The sequence below is a fragment of the Geodermatophilus siccatus genome (assembly GCF_900103785.1).
Lineage (GTDB): Bacteria > Actinomycetota > Actinomycetes > Mycobacteriales > Geodermatophilaceae > Geodermatophilus > Geodermatophilus siccatus.
In genome coordinates this window covers 144,495-162,407 of sequence record NZ_FNHE01000003.1, presented here as the reverse complement: position 1 = coordinate 162,407, position 17,913 = coordinate 144,495, and the positions used below count along the sequence as shown (strand labels likewise).

Annotated in this window: 16 protein-coding genes; 5 read left to right on the top strand and 11 right to left on the bottom strand. The window is 69.4% G+C overall.

Annotated elements, in window-relative coordinates:
* From BLS21_RS06655 to BLS21_RS24535, 3 genes are read left to right on the top strand one after another with little or no spacing between them, the layout of a single operon-like run.
* The gene (locus BLS21_RS06655) at positions 1-1,770 is read left to right on the top strand and encodes a hypothetical protein (RefSeq protein WP_139177040.1); all 1,770 of its coding nucleotides are present in this window, start codon (positions 1-3) and stop codon (positions 1,768-1,770) included.
* Positions 1,763-3,871, top strand: coding sequence for a hypothetical protein (locus tag BLS21_RS06650; protein ID WP_139177039.1), 2,109 nt, complete (start codon positions 1,763-1,765; stop codon positions 3,869-3,871). The genes BLS21_RS06655 and BLS21_RS06650 overlap by 8 nt, the downstream gene beginning before the upstream one ends.
* Positions 3,858-4,286: a hypothetical protein gene (locus BLS21_RS24535; protein WP_139177038.1), complete on the top strand. Its 429-nt coding sequence runs from the start codon at positions 3,858-3,860 to the stop codon at positions 4,284-4,286. Before BLS21_RS06650 ends, BLS21_RS24535 begins: the two co-directional genes overlap by 14 nt.
* A gap of 75 nt (positions 4,287-4,361) precedes the next feature.
* Here BLS21_RS24535 and BLS21_RS25795 read toward each other — a convergent pair whose 3' ends face one another.
* Entirely contained in the window at positions 4,362-4,691 is a 330-nt protein-coding gene (locus BLS21_RS25795; RefSeq protein ID WP_245700116.1) for an ATPase, T2SS/T4P/T4SS family, read from the bottom strand.
* A 434-nt stretch (positions 4,692-5,125) separates the two neighbouring features.
* Between BLS21_RS25795 and BLS21_RS06640 the strand changes: the two genes are divergently transcribed.
* Entirely contained in the window at positions 5,126-5,611 is a 486-nt protein-coding gene (locus BLS21_RS06640; protein ID WP_139177037.1) for a hypothetical protein, read from the top strand.
* 68 nt (positions 5,612-5,679) lie between these two features.
* Here BLS21_RS06640 and BLS21_RS06635 read toward each other — a convergent pair whose 3' ends face one another.
* The 9 genes from BLS21_RS06635 to BLS21_RS06600 all read right to left on the bottom strand — a co-directional run bounded on the left by BLS21_RS06635 (position 5,680) and on the right by BLS21_RS06600 (position 13,449).
* Positions 5,680-6,219 (bottom strand): hypothetical protein, encoded by a 540-nt coding sequence (locus BLS21_RS06635; RefSeq protein WP_139177036.1) that lies wholly within the window; start codon positions 6,217-6,219, stop codon positions 5,680-5,682.
* Positions 6,220-6,554: 335 nt separating this feature from the next.
* On the bottom strand, positions 6,555-6,779 hold the full coding sequence (locus BLS21_RS24525; RefSeq protein WP_139177035.1) for a hypothetical protein: 225 nt from the start codon (positions 6,777-6,779) through the stop codon (positions 6,555-6,557).
* 978 nt (positions 6,780-7,757) lie between these two features.
* A complete protein-coding gene (locus BLS21_RS06630) occupies positions 7,758-9,164 on the bottom strand; it encodes a phage major capsid protein (RefSeq protein WP_091215495.1) in 1,407 nt (468 codons plus the stop codon).
* A gap of 216 nt (positions 9,165-9,380) precedes the next feature.
* Positions 9,381-9,683: a hypothetical protein gene (locus BLS21_RS06625; RefSeq protein WP_139177034.1), complete on the bottom strand. Its 303-nt coding sequence runs from the start codon at positions 9,681-9,683 to the stop codon at positions 9,381-9,383.
* The gene (locus BLS21_RS06620; RefSeq protein ID WP_091215490.1) at positions 9,680-10,243 is read right to left on the bottom strand and encodes a hypothetical protein; all 564 of its coding nucleotides are present in this window, start codon (positions 10,241-10,243) and stop codon (positions 9,680-9,682) included. The genes BLS21_RS06625 and BLS21_RS06620 overlap by 4 nt, the downstream gene beginning before the upstream one ends.
* Positions 10,240-10,368 (bottom strand): hypothetical protein, encoded by a 129-nt coding sequence (locus BLS21_RS26160; protein ID WP_281241914.1) that lies wholly within the window; start codon positions 10,366-10,368, stop codon positions 10,240-10,242. Before BLS21_RS26160 ends, BLS21_RS06620 begins: the two co-directional genes overlap by 4 nt.
* Positions 10,369-10,685: 317 nt before the next feature.
* A complete protein-coding gene (locus BLS21_RS06610) occupies positions 10,686-10,868 on the bottom strand; it encodes a hypothetical protein (RefSeq protein WP_091215485.1) in 183 nt (60 codons plus the stop codon).
* 482 nt (positions 10,869-11,350) lie between these two features.
* On the bottom strand, positions 11,351-12,796 hold the full coding sequence (locus BLS21_RS06605) for a recombinase family protein (protein ID WP_217636025.1): 1,446 nt from the start codon (positions 12,794-12,796) through the stop codon (positions 11,351-11,353).
* On the bottom strand, positions 12,733-13,449 hold the full coding sequence (locus BLS21_RS06600) for a TadA family conjugal transfer-associated ATPase (protein WP_245700114.1): 717 nt from the start codon (positions 13,447-13,449) through the stop codon (positions 12,733-12,735). Before BLS21_RS06600 ends, BLS21_RS06605 begins: the two co-directional genes overlap by 64 nt.
* A 463-nt stretch (positions 13,450-13,912) precedes the next feature.
* On the opposite strand from BLS21_RS06600, the gene BLS21_RS06595 reads away from it, so the two are divergent.
* Positions 13,913-16,936 (top strand): patatin-like phospholipase family protein, encoded by a 3,024-nt coding sequence (locus tag BLS21_RS06595; RefSeq protein ID WP_091215483.1) that lies wholly within the window; start codon positions 13,913-13,915, stop codon positions 16,934-16,936.
* A gap of 15 nt (positions 16,937-16,951) precedes the next feature.
* Here BLS21_RS06595 and BLS21_RS06590 read toward each other — a convergent pair whose 3' ends face one another.
* Positions 16,952-17,758, bottom strand: coding sequence for a hypothetical protein (locus BLS21_RS06590; RefSeq protein WP_091215480.1), 807 nt, complete (start codon positions 17,756-17,758; stop codon positions 16,952-16,954).
* Positions 17,759-17,913: the final 155 nt, after the last annotated feature.

Genomic DNA, 17,913 nt, shown 5'->3' with positions numbered 1-17,913 from the left:
GTGATCCACTTCACGGACGCTCTCTGTCTGGTGCTGGTCCGCCAACTGGTCGAGGCGCTGGACTCCTTGACAAGGGTGGCCCAACGACTCAAGACCCCCGGCTCTATCGCTCAGTACGCGGTCGGGATTCGCACCTTCGACGCATGGCTAGCGCACGACCAGCCCGACAACGCGTCGATGTCGACCCGCGACCTGACTCCGGCTCATCTAGCGCGATTCGAGAACCACCTACGCGAGGAGGCGTCCTCGTCGTCCGCAAAGAACCCGTACGTCCGAACGAGCCAGGTGGTCACGCTTCTTCGGGAAGTAGGCCGCCTACGGCCGGAGGCGTTGACCGACGAGATGAGGTATCGGCTGCGCTACAACGCCGAGGGCGAAGTCGGTGAGGACGGCCACATCGATCCCTACTCCGAGGCTGTCGGCCAGCGGCTGCGCGCCGCAGCCCAACGGGACATCGTGGCGGCGATTGAGCGGATCACCGTTGAGGGCGCGGCCCTACTCGCGGAGGGCAAGGACCCGGCTCAATACGGGTACGAGAACCGCAGCAACTTGGTGTGGCTGATCCATGAGCGGGGTGTGTTGGGTTGGGCCGGGCTCCGACCGCATGTCCCTGCCAGATGGCACAACACCAACTCCCTCCAACCGCTCAACCAACTTGTCTATCCGACCGGGCAGGACCTCCTGGCCCTCTGGGTCGCGCTCTCGCTGGCATGCGGCCTGGAGATCGAATCCGTCAAGACCCTGAAGGCTGACTGCCTCTCCAACCCGGAGCGCGGCTACGTCACGGTCACTTACCTCAAGCGACGTCGACACGGTCATACGTGGAACACCTTGCGCGTTCGGGACGGCGGCCTTCGGACTCCTGGCGGAATCATCCGGACGGCGTTACGCCTAACCGCCACGGCCCGCAAGCACTGGGAAGAGACCAACACCGACGAAGAGCACCACAACGCCCTATGGATCTACTACGACCGAGGGGCACTGCGGCGAGCCAGGTTCAGTAGTTTCGGCCAGAAGCAGCGCCAACGACGAGCGGCAGGCGAACTCGTCCAGGCCGACGCGATGATGCGCTTTGTCGAGCGACATGGCCTCAGGGACGACGACGGGCGCCCACTGGTCCTGCTATTGCGCAGGCTCCGGAAGACCTGGAAGGCCAGCCATTACCGTGCCGTGGGCGGCGACCCCTCGCTCTGGGTCCAAGGACACAGCGTCGAGGTCGCGGTCAACCACTATGCCGACGTTCCGGCCCTGGAGGCTGCTCACGACCAGGCGGTGGCCGACGGCATCCAGATGCTTATGGACTCGTGCACCGTGCTCACTGTCGAGAAGGAAGCGCGGTTACGTGCTGCCCCGGAAGATGCTGCCGCGGCGCTCGAAGTGAGCAGGCAAGTCGCCGCCGAAATGATGAGCGGCGGACATAACGTCTGGGTCGCGGACTGCAAGGACTTCTTCAACAGCCCGTTTGCTCCAGCAGGCACCGCCTGTCCAGCCGCCGTCTGGGGTTGCTGGGAATGCAGGAACGCGGTCGTGCACAGCGGCAAGTTGCCCGCCGTCTTGGCCTTCGTGAGCATGGCCGAGCACCAGCGCGAGCGCCTCAACGAACGAGAATGGGAGGCCACCTACGGCAGGCCCTACCGCCGCGCCGTCACGCAGATCATCCCTTCATTTCCCGAGTCGCTCGTCATTCAGGCAAAGGCGATAGCAGAGTCCGACGCCAGCGTGCTTCACGTGCCGCCCCTTCTCCCAGATGCAGAAGCCCGCCGTGGCTGACGACTCCTCGAACTGGACGGGGCTCCGGCTCGTCTATGGAGGATGGAAACCTAGCGCTGCGCCGCAGTCGGCTCATGTCCAGCCCGACGCCTATGTGCTCGCTGGCCGCGTTCTCCGCAAGGGCCACGCCACGCCCCTGCCGGTCTTCGGCGACGACTACTGGAACCTGACTCCAGCGTCCCACCGGACCAACTACCCTCACGACTACTTCATTGACTTCACCGAGATCGAGAACCCGCATCACCGGCTCCTCGCCAAGGAGTTCACCTATTCCCGGCTCGTTCGTCGAGAACGGCAGGGCAGGCGGCTGCCCTCGATCGTCTCGGTCTACACCGACCATGGGCGGCTGCGGTTACTCCTGTCATTCCTGGAGCAACGCAGCCTACGGTTGGCTGACCTCACTGAGCAGGACCAGATCGATTTCCTCAACCTCCTAGGAGCGAGGAACCAGCCAGCGACGGTGTTCATCCGCCGTCATCGACTCGCCCTGCTGAAGAGGATCTACGAGCATGGCCACTGGCTCACCCATGACCGGCTCAGTGTCTTCCCCTGGGACGGCCTGTCGCCAAGCGCTGCGGTAGGGGAGCCCAAGCCGGAAGAGAACAGGACCCCGCGTATCCCCAAGGAGGTCATGGAGCCCTACCTGCGCGGGGCGCTCTTCTACGTCCTGACAGCCGCTCCGGACATCCTGGCGGTGACGCACGAGTGCAGACGCCTCGATGAGGTGGACGCCAACCCCCCACGGGACGAGGCCATCGCCGTGCTGGCCAGATGGCTGGAAGCCCGGCAACTAGCGGGGCGCGGACTGCCCATGCTGCCGATGCGGATTGCACGCGCAAAAGGACGCCCCACGCCCGACGAGGGAGGAACACTCAACACGGCTGTCTGTCTCGGCCTGGCGGGGCTTCACAACAGAGTCGGCAGGCGCTCCTACATCGCCGCGATGCTGAACGACGCCACCGCCCGATTGGGTCTTGAACCTGGCGGGCTCGACACCCCCATCACCATTGACCCCGAAACTGGTCAGCCGTGGCGTGCTCGGTTCGACCGCATCAGCGCCTTCCAGGAGCGACGACTTTTAATCGTGGCCTGCTACGTCGTCACCGCGTTCCTCTCTGGCATGCGCGACAGCGAAGTGCAGGCCATGGAGCCGGGATGCTATTTCACCGAGGACCTTGCTGACGGCACCATCAGACACAAGGTCGAGAGCACTGTCTACAAGGGACGGGCTAGTACGGGCCAAAGGGCCACGTGGGTAGTCGTAGAAGAGGTCAGCAAGGCACTGGACATCCTTCAGCGGATCAACCCCAGCGCGACTCTTCTGTTCACCCTCCCAGACCGGAGACAGAACATCCTGGGCAAGCACATCAACGACCTGCTCAACGAGTTTCGCGACCACCTCAATCTCACTCGTCCGCACGACCCAGTTCCCAGCCCTGGCGATGCACCCTGGCGGTTCACCACAAGTCAGTTTCGGCGCACGCTTGCATGGTTCATCTCCGAGCAACCGTTCGGCTTCGTCGCCGGTAAGCGCCAGTTCAAGCACGTGCGAGCGACGACCTTTCAAGGCTATGCCGGAACCAGCGAATCGGGATTTCGCGCCGAGGTCGAGGCCGAGGAGGCGGCTGCGCGCCTTGCGGACATGGAGGACCACTACGACGACATGATCGCCGGGGTGATTCCAAGCCGCGGAGGCCATCAGCGACTCTTCGCCGATCTGGCTGCCATACGAGAAGAACTTGGCGACTTCCCCGGCTACGCGCCGGTCGACGAGCGCCGAAAGAGAGCCATGCTCGCGAACGTCGCGCACAACTACTACGAAGGTCCATTGAACGCCTGCTACTACGAAGAGGCGAATGCACTCTGCCGCCACGATGACGAAACTGCCCCCGTCCTCGTTCGATGCACACCTGGGCGCTGCGCCAACTCGTGCATCACTAGCGCCCATGCACCGGCCTGGAGGCGTATTGAAGCAGACACCATGGTCATGCTCGAACTAAAGGGTCTATCAGCACCGCAACGGGCGATCCTGCACAACGAACTCCGCGAGGCTCAAGCGGTGCTCACAAAGATCGAGGGTGAGGGCGATGCAGATCAGTAGGTCGGCGGCAGAAGCGTTGGCTTCCGCACATGACCGCATCTTCTCTGGAACCGCCAACCAGAATGGCAAGAAGACACTCGCGGCCTGGGCGGACGAAGCAGGAGTTAGCCTATCTACAGTCCACCGCTCCGGTCACCTCAAGGCCGCCTTCCTCGCTCAGGCGGCCGAGTTTTCCAAGGCCATCGAGGAACCGGCGCGGGCCGCGGCCAAAGACAAAGTGGCGGAGTTGGAGCGGAAACTCCGCGAACGGAACGAGCAGCATAACGCAGCGGTGGAAAGCATGAACGTTATGGCTCAGCAGATCCAGGTGCTTGCGCTAGAGAATCAGAGGCTGCGAGAAGCACTACAGAGGGCAAAAGGTGATGTGCTCGTCCCCTTCCGCCAGCCGCGCTCCGGGCGAGCGTCGAAGCCATGACCGCCGAGGAAGTATGAGCGCAGAGGGTTGACGCCATCCAGGCGGGCGCTGCCGCCGGTGTGCCGACTGAAGCGGCTACTGACCCGCCTTGGCGTACGACGGCCACCGACCCGCTGAGCCGCTCGCCGAGGAGAGCGAGGCACAGGGCCTCTGATCCGGACTGGAGGTGCGGGCTTCGGCGGTGACGTGATGACACGCCCGCCAGGCACCCAGATAAATGCCGGGCAGCCCGGAGTTCAGCGCGATCAGCAGGTCGAGGCACTCCTCCTGCCGCACCTCGCCGACGACGATGCGGGAGGGCCGCATCCGCAGCGCCTCCTTCACCAGCCGGCGCAGCGGGATCTCCCCGGCGCCCTCGAGGTTGGGCTGGCGGGTCTGCATCGCCACCACGTCGGGCAGCGGCACCCGCAGCTCGAAGCCAGTCCTACTACACAGGTGTTCCACTCGGACGCGGCGACCGCGGCGGACTCAACTACCTCCGTTGCCACGCAAGGTAAGCACCCCGGCACACTGTGCCCGTGCGCCCTCGCTGGTACCTGCCCAACTCTCAGCCGCGACGAGTCAGCGAGACCACCGTTGAGTTGCCGCGCATGCGAGTCAACGTCAGTGCCGTTTGGGACTTCGCCGAGGAGCTACAGGCACTGACGGGATTGCCCGTCCTGCGTGTGACTGACAGCCAACACCGCCTCATCAGGCGCGGAGAAGAGAGCACCCTCAGCTCCGAGCACCTGGGTCACGTGAGAGTCATGCTAGGCATGCATTGGGTCCCCCAGCCCATCACTCCCTACGCGCCGGAAGGGGGGCACTGGGCTGGTGTGGAGTCTGTCCAGGCTCCGCCGGTGGGAGCTAACGCCTTTCTGACGGCCGACATGCCGGGGAAGGTGGGCACCTGGGGAGCGGCCGAACAAGTACGGGAAATTGCGCCGAGAGTCGATGCTGCTATTGACCGCCTAATCCGGGACAGCGGCTATCGGTTCGGACTTTGGCCGGTCATCGCACTAGGCTGGGCCGTACTCACGGCCGTTGTCGTTAGTGGCACGGCCTATGCTTCAGCCCTCTCCATTCGTAACGGGACCGCATGGTTGATCGCGCCGGTCACCGTCGTCACTGCCACCACCCTCGCCGCCGTGACGACTTGGGCTCAAAAGCTACTGCAGGCCGACCTCGGCCGCCGAAACGGTGTCCTCATCGACGCGACTCCTCGAGACAAGGTCCGCTACGACAGAGAGAACCGCCGCCAGAACGCGAAGTGGGCTGTCATTGGGAGCTTAGTTGGCGGCGTGGTGCTGTTCCTGATCCAGGAGTCACTGAAGCGCCTCATCTAACAGTCGAACCGAGAGACGAATGACAGAGCTAGTGCACCCGTCATTCCCGGGGGATGTGGCAACTCGGGCTAACGAGCCGCAGATAACCGACGGAGCTCTCGATCGAGACGCTGCGCCGGCCAACCGCCGAAGACGTCGAGCGACAGCGTCTGATGCACCAGGCCTGCTGTCAGCAGCGTGCCCTCTCCGGTCGGCCCTCCCACCCGATGTTCGTATGCCGACGCACGGATCATCGTGTTCATGGGGTTGTCAGCGTCGTACGGGAACAGCTCTAGGTAGTTGACCCACGTCCCGCCGAAGAGCCGCCGCAGGCGTCGCCGAACCAGCGTGCGGCGCCAGGCCGGGAGATCGAGCATGACCGAGAGGATCTTCGTGACGGCTTCGGCGTCAGTCGCGACCGGCTGGCCGGGTTCGCGTTCTCGGATCCCCTGCCGAGCCCAGAGCGCCAGTTCCTGCCGTACGGGCTGGACCGCCGCTCGCACCTCTGCACGAGCGGCCACATCCCGGTCCGCTCGAGCCTTCCCCCGCGCAACAGCGCCAGCGGTCACTACGGCCACGATGGCCGCGAGCAGAGCGCTCGCGAGCACCGTCGGGACGTTGATGCCCAAGTCGGTCAGCGGGACGGTGTCGGGCCGCTAGCGCGGACGGTGCGGGTAGATCGGACCACGCCGTGCAGTATGGCTGCAGCGCCGTGAGCCAGTGGCGCCGGGCACGGCGGACCCGGGCGAACAACCTCCAGGCCAGCGGCGTCACTCACGGTGACCGGTGATATGGCGGGGAGAGAGACTGTTCAGTGGCGGGTCCGGGGGTGACTAGGCGCAAAAAGACGCTCAGCCACATCCGACTGCCAGGCTTCCGGGATCCGACGGCCGATCGCTCGCTCGTTGCCCCCGGGCACAGTGGACCTGTCCAAAACAGGAGTAGGCCAGACAGGCACATGCCCTCAGCGAAACTGTCGGACGAATTCAGCAAACCCCGCGCCGGCGCGCAGGAAGACCACAAGTATGGCGAGGGCCACGGCAATATAGATCAGATTCCGCAGAAGGTCGGCCAGGTTGCCAACCAGCTTCACCGCCGGATCGATCCCTCGCCTCGTCGGCAGCGGAGCCGGAAAGCTTGATAACCCTTGCCGCACAAGCCAAGCGCGCAACTGCCGCGTTGCCTCCACGACGTCGATGCAACAGGCAATATTGGCACTGTATTGAAGCGCGGCTCGCGATAGGTCCACTACCTCCGGCCGCGTTCGCTGCTGTAGCTGTGCAACGCGCAGAATCTCGGACAATTTCGCGCAGTCCTCGCGGTAAGAGTCCCTCAGTGATGAGGGCAGGCGCCTAGCTCGCCGGCGCACACAGACATTAAGCAATTTCGCCGCGGGCGTACCGGTGCGCTCCAGCCAGAGCGGCCCGGAATTTGCACCGCGCCTCGAGTCGCTATCCGCTGCCCAGCGAGCCAACGTCAGTTGAGGCGTAAGGCGATCCAACAGCCACAAGACGCCCACCACTGCCAAGACCATGCAGAGCTGAGCCACATACATTGAAGCGAGAATGTTTCCACTGTTGGCTCCTTGGGCGCTGGGGCGCGCCTGCCAAAAGCTTCTCAAGAAAAGCGCAAGCACTGGCGTGAGGGCAACGAATAGCCACATAATGTCCCAGGCTCGCAACGGCATTACTCGCGTCAAGACGCGCCACTGGTGTTGCGCCTCGCCATTCTGAGCCACCCACGGGTCGCGGCCGCTAAGGACAAGTCGATTTCCTCGCCTCGCGGTACGCAGTGTGAGTAATGCATGACCCACTAGGAGAACGGCTGCCGCTAGCGCCCACAGCCCGAAACTGGCCCACGTGGTTATGGTTTGGGCGGCAGCAAAGATCACTATAAGAAACGGAACCAGAAAAGCCCCGAACACTGTCAGCACGGCTGCGGCCGCCCAGCGCGCTATCACAAAAGGGCGTCGATGGCGCCTGCCCTGAGCCTGCGTTGGATCAGGCAAGACATTCTGCAGGATTAACGCCTCAGCCATGTGGGCGGTAGCGGCCACAGGAGCAGTCACTACCATGCCGAGCGCGAACAACCCGAGGGCAGCCAGTGGACCGGATAACAGGGACACAAGCAGAGCATCACAGACGGTACTGACATCCCCGGCATGGCGTTAGAACGCAGGAGCCTGCAACCCGGTTGTCCCGCTGCTGTCGGCGCCGCCGACCTGGGCGAACCCACTTGGGTAGCGGGCCGCGGTGAAGCCGGCGTACCCGTAGCCGACGATCAGCACGCCTAGGCTGGCGGCGTAGGGCTGCTCGAAGTTGAGGAACTTTGGCATGCCGGAGTCCTCCCACAGCAGCGCCTGCCGGTTGTCGTACACGATCACGACGTCCTCGGTGGACCCGCCGCCGAGGTTCGTTGGAATTGCGGTCGACGTCAGCACAGGCAGCCCGTGCAGGTAGCCGACGATCGTCATACCGGCGACCGGGTCGTCGTCGCCGCCGTACGCGCCTGGGGCGGTTGAGGCGGCGGCGCTGGTCGGCCCGTTCGCGATCGGCGAGACGAGGGGGCGGCCGGTGCTGTCGTTCTGCGACAGCAGCCACGCCCACCGCCGCGGGTGCATGGCGATATAGGTCGCAGCGATCCCAGACCCTGCGGCGGCGATGGACGCGATTGCCCCGGCGACCTTCGACATGAACGCGGCCGCGGTGACGGCGGCGCCGAACGCGGTCGAGGTGGCGACGCCGGCGGTGCTGAGGATGCCGAGCATCTGCCCCGACGCACCGGAGCCGTTGACGATCTGGCGCTCAACCTCAGCCGCGTAGGCGGCGGCCAGGTCGCTAATCACCAGGGCGTCGAGCTGCGGGCTGCCGCGCTCAATCGACTGCCGGGACAGAACTTGCTGCCCGGCGATTGTTGCGACCGGCACGGTGATGTTGGCCCACACCTCGTCGGTGTTCAGCACCGCTGAGTGCTCGGTGGCCTGGCTGCCGACCCCGGCGCCGGTGGTGCTCTTGGGCACGATCAGGCTCATGCCCTGCTCGGGCAGCGGCAGCTTCGCGGCGCTGTTCGCGATCGGTCGGCCGGACCGAAGGGCGAGCGCGGCGGCATCGACGAGATACTGCGGGATCACCAGCCCGGCGAACCCGGACGTGCCGACGGCGCGCTGCTCGAGGCTGTCAGCGGCCTCCCGCTGTGAGCGGGCGAGCCGATCACCGGCGCGGGTGTCGCCGAGGAATCGGGAGGTGAACGCGTCCCGGACGAAGGACTCCCCTGACCGCTCGCCGTAGGTGCGCGGCTCGGCGGTGACGCGGGCGCCGCCCATTTGCCGGCGCATCTCGGCGGCGCGGGCGTGCCGCTGCTGGTCGTCTTGGGCGTCCTGTAGCGACGCCTGGTGCTGGTCGAGTTCAGCGTCGATCGCGACGATCGCCGACCGGTCAGCGCGCAGTGACGCGGCCTGCGCGGTGGTGGGCATCCCGGCGCCGATCGCGCCGGTGATCTGCCGGATCGTCCGCTCGTGGATGGCTCGCTGGGCGAGGGCAGCGCGGATCGCCGCCCGGATCTGCTCGGGGTTCACGGGTGGTGGCTCCTGGATGCGGCCGCGCAGCAGCCTGGCTGCGCGGGAACGGGTAGCCCGGCGCCTGGACAGGGCGGGGCGTGCGTCGGCATCACCAGGCCGTCGGCCGGTCCGTAGAGCGGCCACGTGCGCGGCGCTGATCGGGCGAGACGGCCAGGGGCCCGCAGGGCCCGCGGCGGCGCCGTCCGACCGCCGACGGAAGTGTCGCACGGGTGATCACTCACTGCCGAGGTCGTCGGGCACGTGCAGCGCGACGAGGTCGCCGGGGAACGGCCACTCGTCCGCGCCGTGGGCGGCGGCGAGTGTGCGGCAGAGTTCGTCGAGCAGCAGCCGCCGGCGGACGGACACCGCCGGGGGCAGCGGCCGGTCGTCGTCGTCGGCCCACCGGCCGCGCTTGACGTCGGCGATGAGCGCCGACAGCCCGTCGGGGCCGACGTCGCCGACGTCGAGCAGCAGCCGCACCGCGGCCACCCACCCGCCCCAGCTCGCCGCGTCGTACTCGGCCGGGGTCATGGTCACGACCGCACCCCTTCCCAGTCGACAGCGCCGCCCCGGTACTCGTGCAGGGCGCTGACGTACTCGTCGTCGGGCTCGGCATGGACGTCGTCGCCGTAGGTGCCTGCCTGTCCTTCCTGTCCTTCCTGTCCTTCCTTCCTTCCTGGGGAGTCCCCGGGGACACGACCCCCGGGACTGTCCCCGGGACTGTCCCCGGGACTGTCCCCGGGGACAGCCCCGGCAGCGTCTTCCTTGTGCGCCCGCTGCCGGGCCTTCTTGAGCCGCTCGCGGCGCCGGGTGCTCTCCAACGCTTCGAGTTCGTCGCGGCTGGTCTGCGTGGCGGCGAAGTCGACCACCCGCAGCGCGTTGCCGCTGCGCTCGACCAGCCCGGCGCGCACCAACTCGGGCACGTCCGTGGCATGAGCGCGCGGGATCAGGTTGAGGTCCTCGGCGTCGACCTGGCCGTCGGTGCGGTTCGCCACTGACCACTGCAGGATGGATATGAACGTGCGATAGGCCGTGTCCGACAGCCGCAGGAGCCGCCGGTCGTTCAGCCACCGCTCGGGCAGCCGCGTGTCGGTCACGGCTCGATCCGCTCGACGGTGACGTACCGGCCCTCGAGGTGCTCGGCGTAGGTGACGACGTCGTCGACGCGGCTCGCGGGACACATCCACACGCCCGGCATCCGCAGGTCGCGCTGCCTCGGCACGTTCGCCGACTCCAGCAGCCACGCGACCCGGCCGCCGTACAGCCACGCGGTATGCCCGCGGACCTCGATGTGCAGCCGGCGGGTGCTGGCGAACCGGTCGGTGCGGTCCTCGGGTTCGAGGGTGTCGCGGCGTCCGTCGGGCAGCGGCTCGCACCGGCGGGCAGCCCAGCGGCGACGCCGAAGGTCGGGGGCGACCGCCAGTGGCAGGGCCTGCTGTGCCGCGGTCTGTCGGTCCTCGTCGCTACGCTTGGGGCCTGGTGACCGGGGGGTTGCCTGCTGAGGGGCCGGTCCTGCCGCGGGCCGGCCTTCTCGCTTCCTCACTTTGCCTCGCCGCCCGAGGGCCGCAGCAGCAGGGCGAGCCTCGTGCGCTGCTCCTCGGACAACGGCGGAGCCGCGTCGACGAGCTCACGGATTCGCCGCTCGACGGCGGCGACGCTGCGGGCCTTGGCAGCGCGTCGCTGCAGGTCGCGGGCCCGCTCCGGATCGAGGGTGTTGGGCACAGCCGTCCTCCATCACCCTTGCCCAGGGGATGAGGACGGCCGTAATCAGCTCGGGGCGCGCTTGTTCGTAACGCCTTGACGCTATCGCGACGTTGCGGGCGGCGCCTACGGCTGCTGCGGCGGAACGTCGACGTCAGCCACTCCCGAACGGAGCGCGCGGTAGATCACCGCTCCTGCTGCGCTGTTGCGGTGGCACCGGCAATCGCAGCCGTACCAAGCCCGTGACGGCTCGACCCAGTGAGCGATTGTGTTGCGGCCGTCCCCGTCGACGCCTGCCCTCGTGATCACGCGGCGCCGCAACCGGCGGCCGTCGCGGTTACCGCCGAGGTCGCCGACCCACAGCGGCCCGTAGGGGGTTGCATAGATCCCGCCGAGACGGCGCCGACACACGCGACAACGAGCGGTGAGACGGCGGCTTGGCTCCAGGATCCCGGCCGCGTCCGCCTCTCTCGCGTACCGATTGGCGTCAGGCAATGGTGTGCTCATGGTGTCCGCCAGTGGATCTGCACCGTGGCCGGGTCGAGGTGCCGCGCGCCCCGGCCGGGTGGCAGCAGGGAGACGATCAGCAGCGCGTCGACGACCGCCCGGCGCCGGTCGAGGTCGAGCCCGTCCCACACCGCGCGGACATCCCCGGCGGCGAGCAGCTCCCCCAGCACCGACACCCGACCGGCGTCAGCGAGGCGCGCCTGCACTGCCTCGAGAGACTGCTGCGCCCGTTCCGTGCCGCGGGTCAACTGCGCGGCGGTGATTTTCCCGTCGGCGAACAGGTCGGCCAGCTCGTCGAGCCTCGCCCGCAGCGCCGCTGCATCCTCCCGCAGCGCGGTCGCGTTCGAGGATGAATGCGGCGCGGCGAACAGGTCAGCGGCGTCCCGGCGGGACAGCCGCTCAACGACGACCGCAATGACGAGGTCGTCGATCGGCTGCGCTCCGCGGGACAAGTGCCCGCGGGACCGACTGCACCGGTACGTGCGCTGCCCGTGCTGCGTGCGGCCCGTCAGCACAGCGGCGCCGCAGTGGCAGCGCGCCAGCCCGGATAGCAGGTAGCGGCGGGACGTGTCCGGCGTCGTCCGCCGCGTCGGATCGTCGAGCAGCGCGACAGCGGCCCGGTACGTCGCCTCTGGCACGATCGGCGGCCACGCGCCGTGCCGGACCTCCTCGCCGCAGTGCACGACCAGAGCCGCGTTCCGCGGGTTCCGCAGCACGTAGCGCACCCCGTCGGGTCGCCACGCTCCCCCGACGGCGGTGGTGAACCCGGCGGCGTTCCACCGGGCGGCGACCGCCCGCAGACTGCTGCCGGCGAGGACGTCGCGGTACCCGTCGCGGATCAGCGCCGCCTCGCGCTCGCGCAGCACCCTGCCGCCCGGCTCGTAGCCGACGGCGCGGCGGCCACCGGGCGGCGGCATGCCGAGGTCGGCTCGCTGCCGGTTCGCCCGCTTCTGCCGGGCGCTCTTGCGCTCAATCTCGCCGCGGGCCACGGCGCCCTTGATGCGCGCGAACAGCCGCCCGTTGTCGGTTGACAGGTCCGCGTCACCGCCGACGGTCGCGAGCGCGAGCCGGTGCCGGTCGGCGAGGTCGATGAAGTGCTCGAGCTCGACAGGGCGGCGGTGCAGCCGGTCGAGATCCCACGCGACGACGCCGTCGAGATGCCCCGCTTCGACGTCGGCGAGCATCCGCGCGTAGGCGGGACGGAGCCGGCCGCTGCTGGCGCTCGTGTCGTTGTCGACGTATTCGACCGAATCCCAGCCACGATCAGCGCACAGCTTCAGGCAGTCCTCGCGCTGCCGGGCGACCGCGAGCCCCGACCCATCCCGGTCCAACGACTGACGTAGGTACACCCCAACGCGCACGTGCGTCACCGTACGGTCTATGGGAGCTCGAAGACCTCCTCGCAGGTGATCACCCGCTCCCGCGCCGGGATCGCCGCGCACAGGCAGTTCAACAAGGTGGTCTTCCCCGCCTGGGTGCCGCCGGCGACGAGCACGTTCAGCCCGGAGACCACCGCCGCCTCCAGGAACCGCGCCGCCTGCGGGGTCAGCGTGCCCAGCCCGACCAGCTCGTCCAGGGAGTGCGCCTGCAGCACGAACTTGCGGATGTTGACCGCCATGTGCCGCCGGGTGATGTCGGGGATGACCACGTGCAGCCGCGACCCGTCGGGCATCATCGCGTCCACGAACGGCGTTGACATGTCGATCCGCCGCCCCGAGGTGCGCAGCATCCGCTCCACCAGGTCGGCCAGCTCACCGGGCGCCAGGATCGTCGTCGTCAGCTCCGAGCGGCCGCGCCGCGCGACGAACACCCGGCCCGGCTCGTTGACCCAGATCTCCTCGACCTCCGGGTCGTCCAGCCACCGCTGCAGCGGCCCGAACCCGGCCACCCGGTCCAGCACGTCCCGCACCACCGCGTCCGGGTCGCCGATCGGCGGCAGCGCCGAGGTCAGCGACCGCTCGGAGTAGTCGGCCACCACGTCGCGGACCAGCAGGCGCACCGGCCCGGGGTCGGTGAACGGGTCCAGCCCACGGCGGCGGATCAGCTCGCGCACCTCGCCGTCGACGACGTCGAGCGCGCTCGTCGCAGTCGGCACCGAACCCCCGTCTCACCGCCCGACACCGCTCGGGACGACGGGACTGTAGGTGGACGGCGCCGCTCCACGGGACCGGCGTCAGCCGATCTGTGGACAGTCCGCACCCGACCGACCGGCCGGCCCACCGATCGGATGACCCCCGACCGGGGACGACGGAACGGTCGGGACCATCGCGCTCACCGCCGGTCGCGGCTGGAGCAGACCCCGGTAGCGCGAACGGCTGCCCCGGAGTCGGCCGGAGCAGCGGCCCGACACGTATCAGCGCGACTCCTCGGCCCTCCCTCGGGTGGCAGCTCCGCGCGCCCCGCGAGCGGCTGCCGTCCCACGGACCGCACAGCAGGCGGAGGACACGGTGGCCGATCGAGCAGCACAGTCGACCTCTCCCGGCGCGGCGGCGGCAGCGGCCGGCGCACCTCCCCCGGCGCCGGGAGGAGCCGCCGAGGCCGGACCGCCGGTGTCGACGATGAAGCCGACGACCCAGGTGCAGCGCCGGATCTCCCGCACCGCTGCCGTCGCCCGCGCCCTGGCGGCGGTGGCCGCCGCGGGAGCCGGGTGGGTGGCCTACCGGCAGCTCGCTCCCCCGCTGCCGGACCTGGTGCGCATCGGGCTGGGGCTCGACCGGCCCGCCGACCCGGCGCTCCTGCGCGACACGCTCGGGCCGGACGTGCTGCTGGTCCTCGGCTACGGCTCCGCCCTGGCCGTGCTGGGCCGGCTGGCCCGGATGATGACCTGGAGCAGGACGTCCCGGCACCTCGCCGACCTCGGCCTCCTCTGTGCCGCCGCGACCGTGGTCGCCGACCTCACCGAGAACGCCTTCCTGTTCTTCGGCGAACGAGCCGAGTGGTGCTACGCCGCCGCGGGGGCCGCCGCGACGGTGAAGTGGTCCGCAGCCGTCCCCGCAGCGGTCACCGCGCTCATCGGACTGGTCCTGACGTTCGCCCGGGTGATCGGCAACAGCAGGCGCCGACTGCGGCGGTTCGCCGCGATGGACACCAGCGGCATCATCCCGCCACCCCCGCTGGAACCACCCCCGCCGGACAACGTCCCCGAACGGGTCCCCGCGGCGATGCTCGACTCCACCCGGTGGCGCAACGCCTACCGCGTGCCCCCCGACCCGCGAGCGGCCACGCGATCGGCCGAGGACGGCGGGCCGGTGGCGGTGTGCCTGTCCGGCGGGGGCGTGCGCTCGGCCAGCGTCGCGCTCGGCGCGGTCCAGGCGCTGCGGCCGGTGGTCAAGGAGGCCGACTACGTCATCTCCGTGTCCGGCGGCGGCTACACCGCCGGGGCGCTGGTGCAGGCCCTGACCCGTGGCGGCTCGGAGGATCCGCGCACGGACGGCGTCGACCGGAACCCGGACAACGCACTGGCGCCCGGCGGTGTCGTCGAGGACCACCTCCGGCGGCACTCCAGCTACCTGGCCAGCACGGCGGGCAAGCTGGTCCTGGCTCTGGCACTGCTGGCGCGTGGGCTGATCGGGAGCCTGTTCGTCCTCTTCAGCGGGGCCGTCGTCGTCGGTGTGCTGGTCGGCGCCTTCTACGCCGCCGTCCCGGTCACGCGACTCAGCCACGTCGCGGCCGCGGGGAGCGACTCGTCCGTCTCCTACCCGGTGCCGCACGCACCCGCGCTCTATGGCCTCGGGGTCCTCGCCGGGGTCGCGTGCCTGTCCTGGCTGGCCGGGGTGGTCCTCACCAGCTGGCGGGACCAGCGCTCACTCGCGTGCCGGCTCCTCCTGCGCACCGCGCAGGCGGCCGCTGCCCTCGCCGCGGTCGTGGCCGCCTTCGTCCTCGTGGTCCCGGCGATCAGCTACGCGACCTGCTGGCTCTACGCGCGCACGGGGGACAGCAGCGCCATCACCGTGGGCGGGCCGCTCGTCGCCGTCCTGCTCAGCTACCTCGCCACGGTGGCGGCAGCCTTCTGGAAGAAGCCCGGCAGCGTCAGGGAGTTCCGCGAGCGGGGCAAGGCCGCGCGGTCGACGGCGACGACTCCCGCCTCGGTCCTGCGGCTGCTGCTCGTCACGCTCGTGCTCGCCCTGCTCGCCGCCGTCTGGCTGCTGGTCTTCGGCGCCGCCGTCGCCACCCGGGCGGACGCCACGGCGCTGACGGTCGCCCTCGTCGTCGGCGTGCTGTGGGTGGTCGTCGGCGGCTTCGTCGACGAGACCGCGCTGAGCCTGCACCCCTTCTACCGCTCCCGGCTGGCGAGCGCCTTCGCCGTCCGCGCGCGACAGGGGGTCGCCGTCCCCTACCTGCCGTCCGAGCCGACCACGCTGAGCACTCACGGCCGCGTGCACCCCGACGACTGGCGATCGCCCGGACCCCGGTTCGTCTTCGCCGCCGCTGCCAACCTCGTCGACGACGACCGGACCGCTCCCGGGCTCCGGGCGGTCTCCTACGTGATGAGCAGCGACCACATCGGCGGGCCGGACGTCGGCTGGGTCCCGACGTCGGTGGCGATCGAGGCCTGCCCGCAGCAGCTGAAGCGGGACCTGACCGTCCAGGCGGCCGTGGCCATCAGCGGTGCGGCCTTCGCCTCGGCGATGGGCCGGGCCTCGTCCTGGTACGGCAGCCTGCTGGCGATCTCCGGCGCCCGGCTCGGGTCGTGGCTGCCCCACCCGGACTACCTGCTGCTGCGCCAGAACCTCGCGGCCGAGGACGACTGGACCCTGCCGGGGATGCCGCACGTGCGCCGCCTGCCCTACCTCCTGCGGGAGGTGCTGGGCGTCCACCCCTACTTCCAGCGGCTGCTGCACGTCTCCGACGGCGGCCACTACGAGAACCTGGGCCTGGTCGAGGCGCTGCGGCGGAGGTGCCGCACGATCTACGTCATCGACGCCAGTGGCGACGCGCCGCCGACCGCCGGCACGTTCGGTGCGGCCCTGCGCCTGGCGCACGACGAGCTCGGGGTGCGGATCGAGCCGGAGGAGGGGTTCGACCTGTTCGACCTGGTCCCCGGCAGCGGGAAGCCCTTCGAGCCGGAGGACCCGCTGGCCGCGCTCAACGCCCGGCTGTGCAAGCGCGGCGTCGTCACCATGCGGATCACCTACCCGGAGGAGAGCGGGCTCGCCCCGGATCAGCGCACCGGCGTCCTCGTGCTCGCCAAGGCGGTGCTGTGGCCGCAGCTGCCCTACGAGCTCCTGGCGTACGCCGCGTCGAACCCCGTGTTCCCGCACGACAGCACCGCCGACCAGTGGTTCGACGAGGGCAAGTTCTCCTCGTACAAGCGGCTGGGCCACGAGCTCGGGCTCCGCTGCCGTTCCCTCGGCGAGCACACCGGCGACCTGTCCGGGAGCGCGGACGGCGCCGGGGCGCGGGGCCCGACGCCTCCCGCACCGCCGGTCGGGAACGGAGCGGCCGTGGCGTCCGCCGTGTCCGTCGCCGCCACGGTCGCCGGCGGCCGCGACCTGCCGCCGTCACACACGGAGCCGGGGAGCAACGGTCGGCGCAGCCGGGGGTGGTTGCGGACGAGCCGGCTCAACGGCAGCCGGCGCTGACGACCTCCGCCCGGCCTAGGGCTTGCGGGTCGTGGCCTCCGGGTTGACGAACAGGCCGGGCAGCAGCATGTGGATCGCGCCGACCAGGACGTTGTCCCCGGACGAGAGCGCCGTGGCCGACCCCGTCGCCCGTGCCCGCAGCCGGGCTCCCTCCGCGAGGGCGTGGAAGACCTCCGCGACGTCGTGCCAGGTGTACTCCGGGCGCAGCTGCAGACCGAAGCGGCCGGCGAGCCGCTCGTAGAGGACGGTCCAGTAGGCGATCCACTCCTCGTACTGGGCCTTGAGGAACATCTGCACCCGCGGGTGGTTCGGCAGGGCGACCCAGACGACCGTGCGCAGGCCCCACAGCGGGTCGTCCAGGGTCACGGCCATCACCCGCTCGACCATCTGCCGGACGAGGTCGGCGAAGGGCAGGTCCTCGGGGAGTCCCTTGGCCGCCTCGGCCACGTCGTGGATGGTGTGCTCCACGAGAGCCGGCCGCAGCAGGTAGGCGATGAGGTCCTCGGTGTAGCGGCTCTTGTACCGCCAGCGGTCCCGGAACATCCCGACGGTCAGCATCCTCGGGTGCTCCCGGCGGGCGTCCTCGTGCTCCGCGCGCTCGATCAGGCGGGCCTGCGACAGCCCGGCGAACAGGCGGGTGCCGGCGTCGTGGTCGTCCATCAGGTCGGGACCCCGGTGGTCGAGCAGGTCGTCGCAGAGCAGCAGCAGCCCGATGTCGAGGAAGGCGCGCGTCTCCGGGCTGTTGGCGATCTTCGTGCGGGTGACCGGGCGGGCATCGGCTGCGACGTTCGTCAGCACGGCCGACAGGTCGTCCTCGGGCATCGCTTCCCCCGGGTGCCACAGGAGCTGGACCTCCAGCCTAGGACCTCCAGCGCTGGAGGTGTCGCCCTCGCACCCCGGGAAGCGCGTGCCCGGCTCGGTGTCCCCGTGCGTGTCCGCCGTCCCTGATGGGCTTGGACCTGCCGTGCCGGCCCGCT

What these genes read in the sequence shown, in the direction of transcription:
- BLS21_RS24535 (WP_139177038.1), top strand. Translation starts at nt 3,858, where the DNA reads ATGCAGATCAGTAGGTCGGCGGCAGAAGCGTTGGCTTCCGCACATGAC.
- BLS21_RS06595 (WP_091215483.1), top strand. Translation starts at nt 13,913, where the DNA reads ATGAAGCCGACGACCCAGGTGCAGCGCCGGATCTCCCGCACCGCTGCC.
- BLS21_RS06590 (WP_091215480.1), bottom strand. Translation starts at nt 17,758, where the DNA reads ATGCCCGAGGACGACCTGTCGGCCGTGCTGACGAACGTCGCAGCCGAT.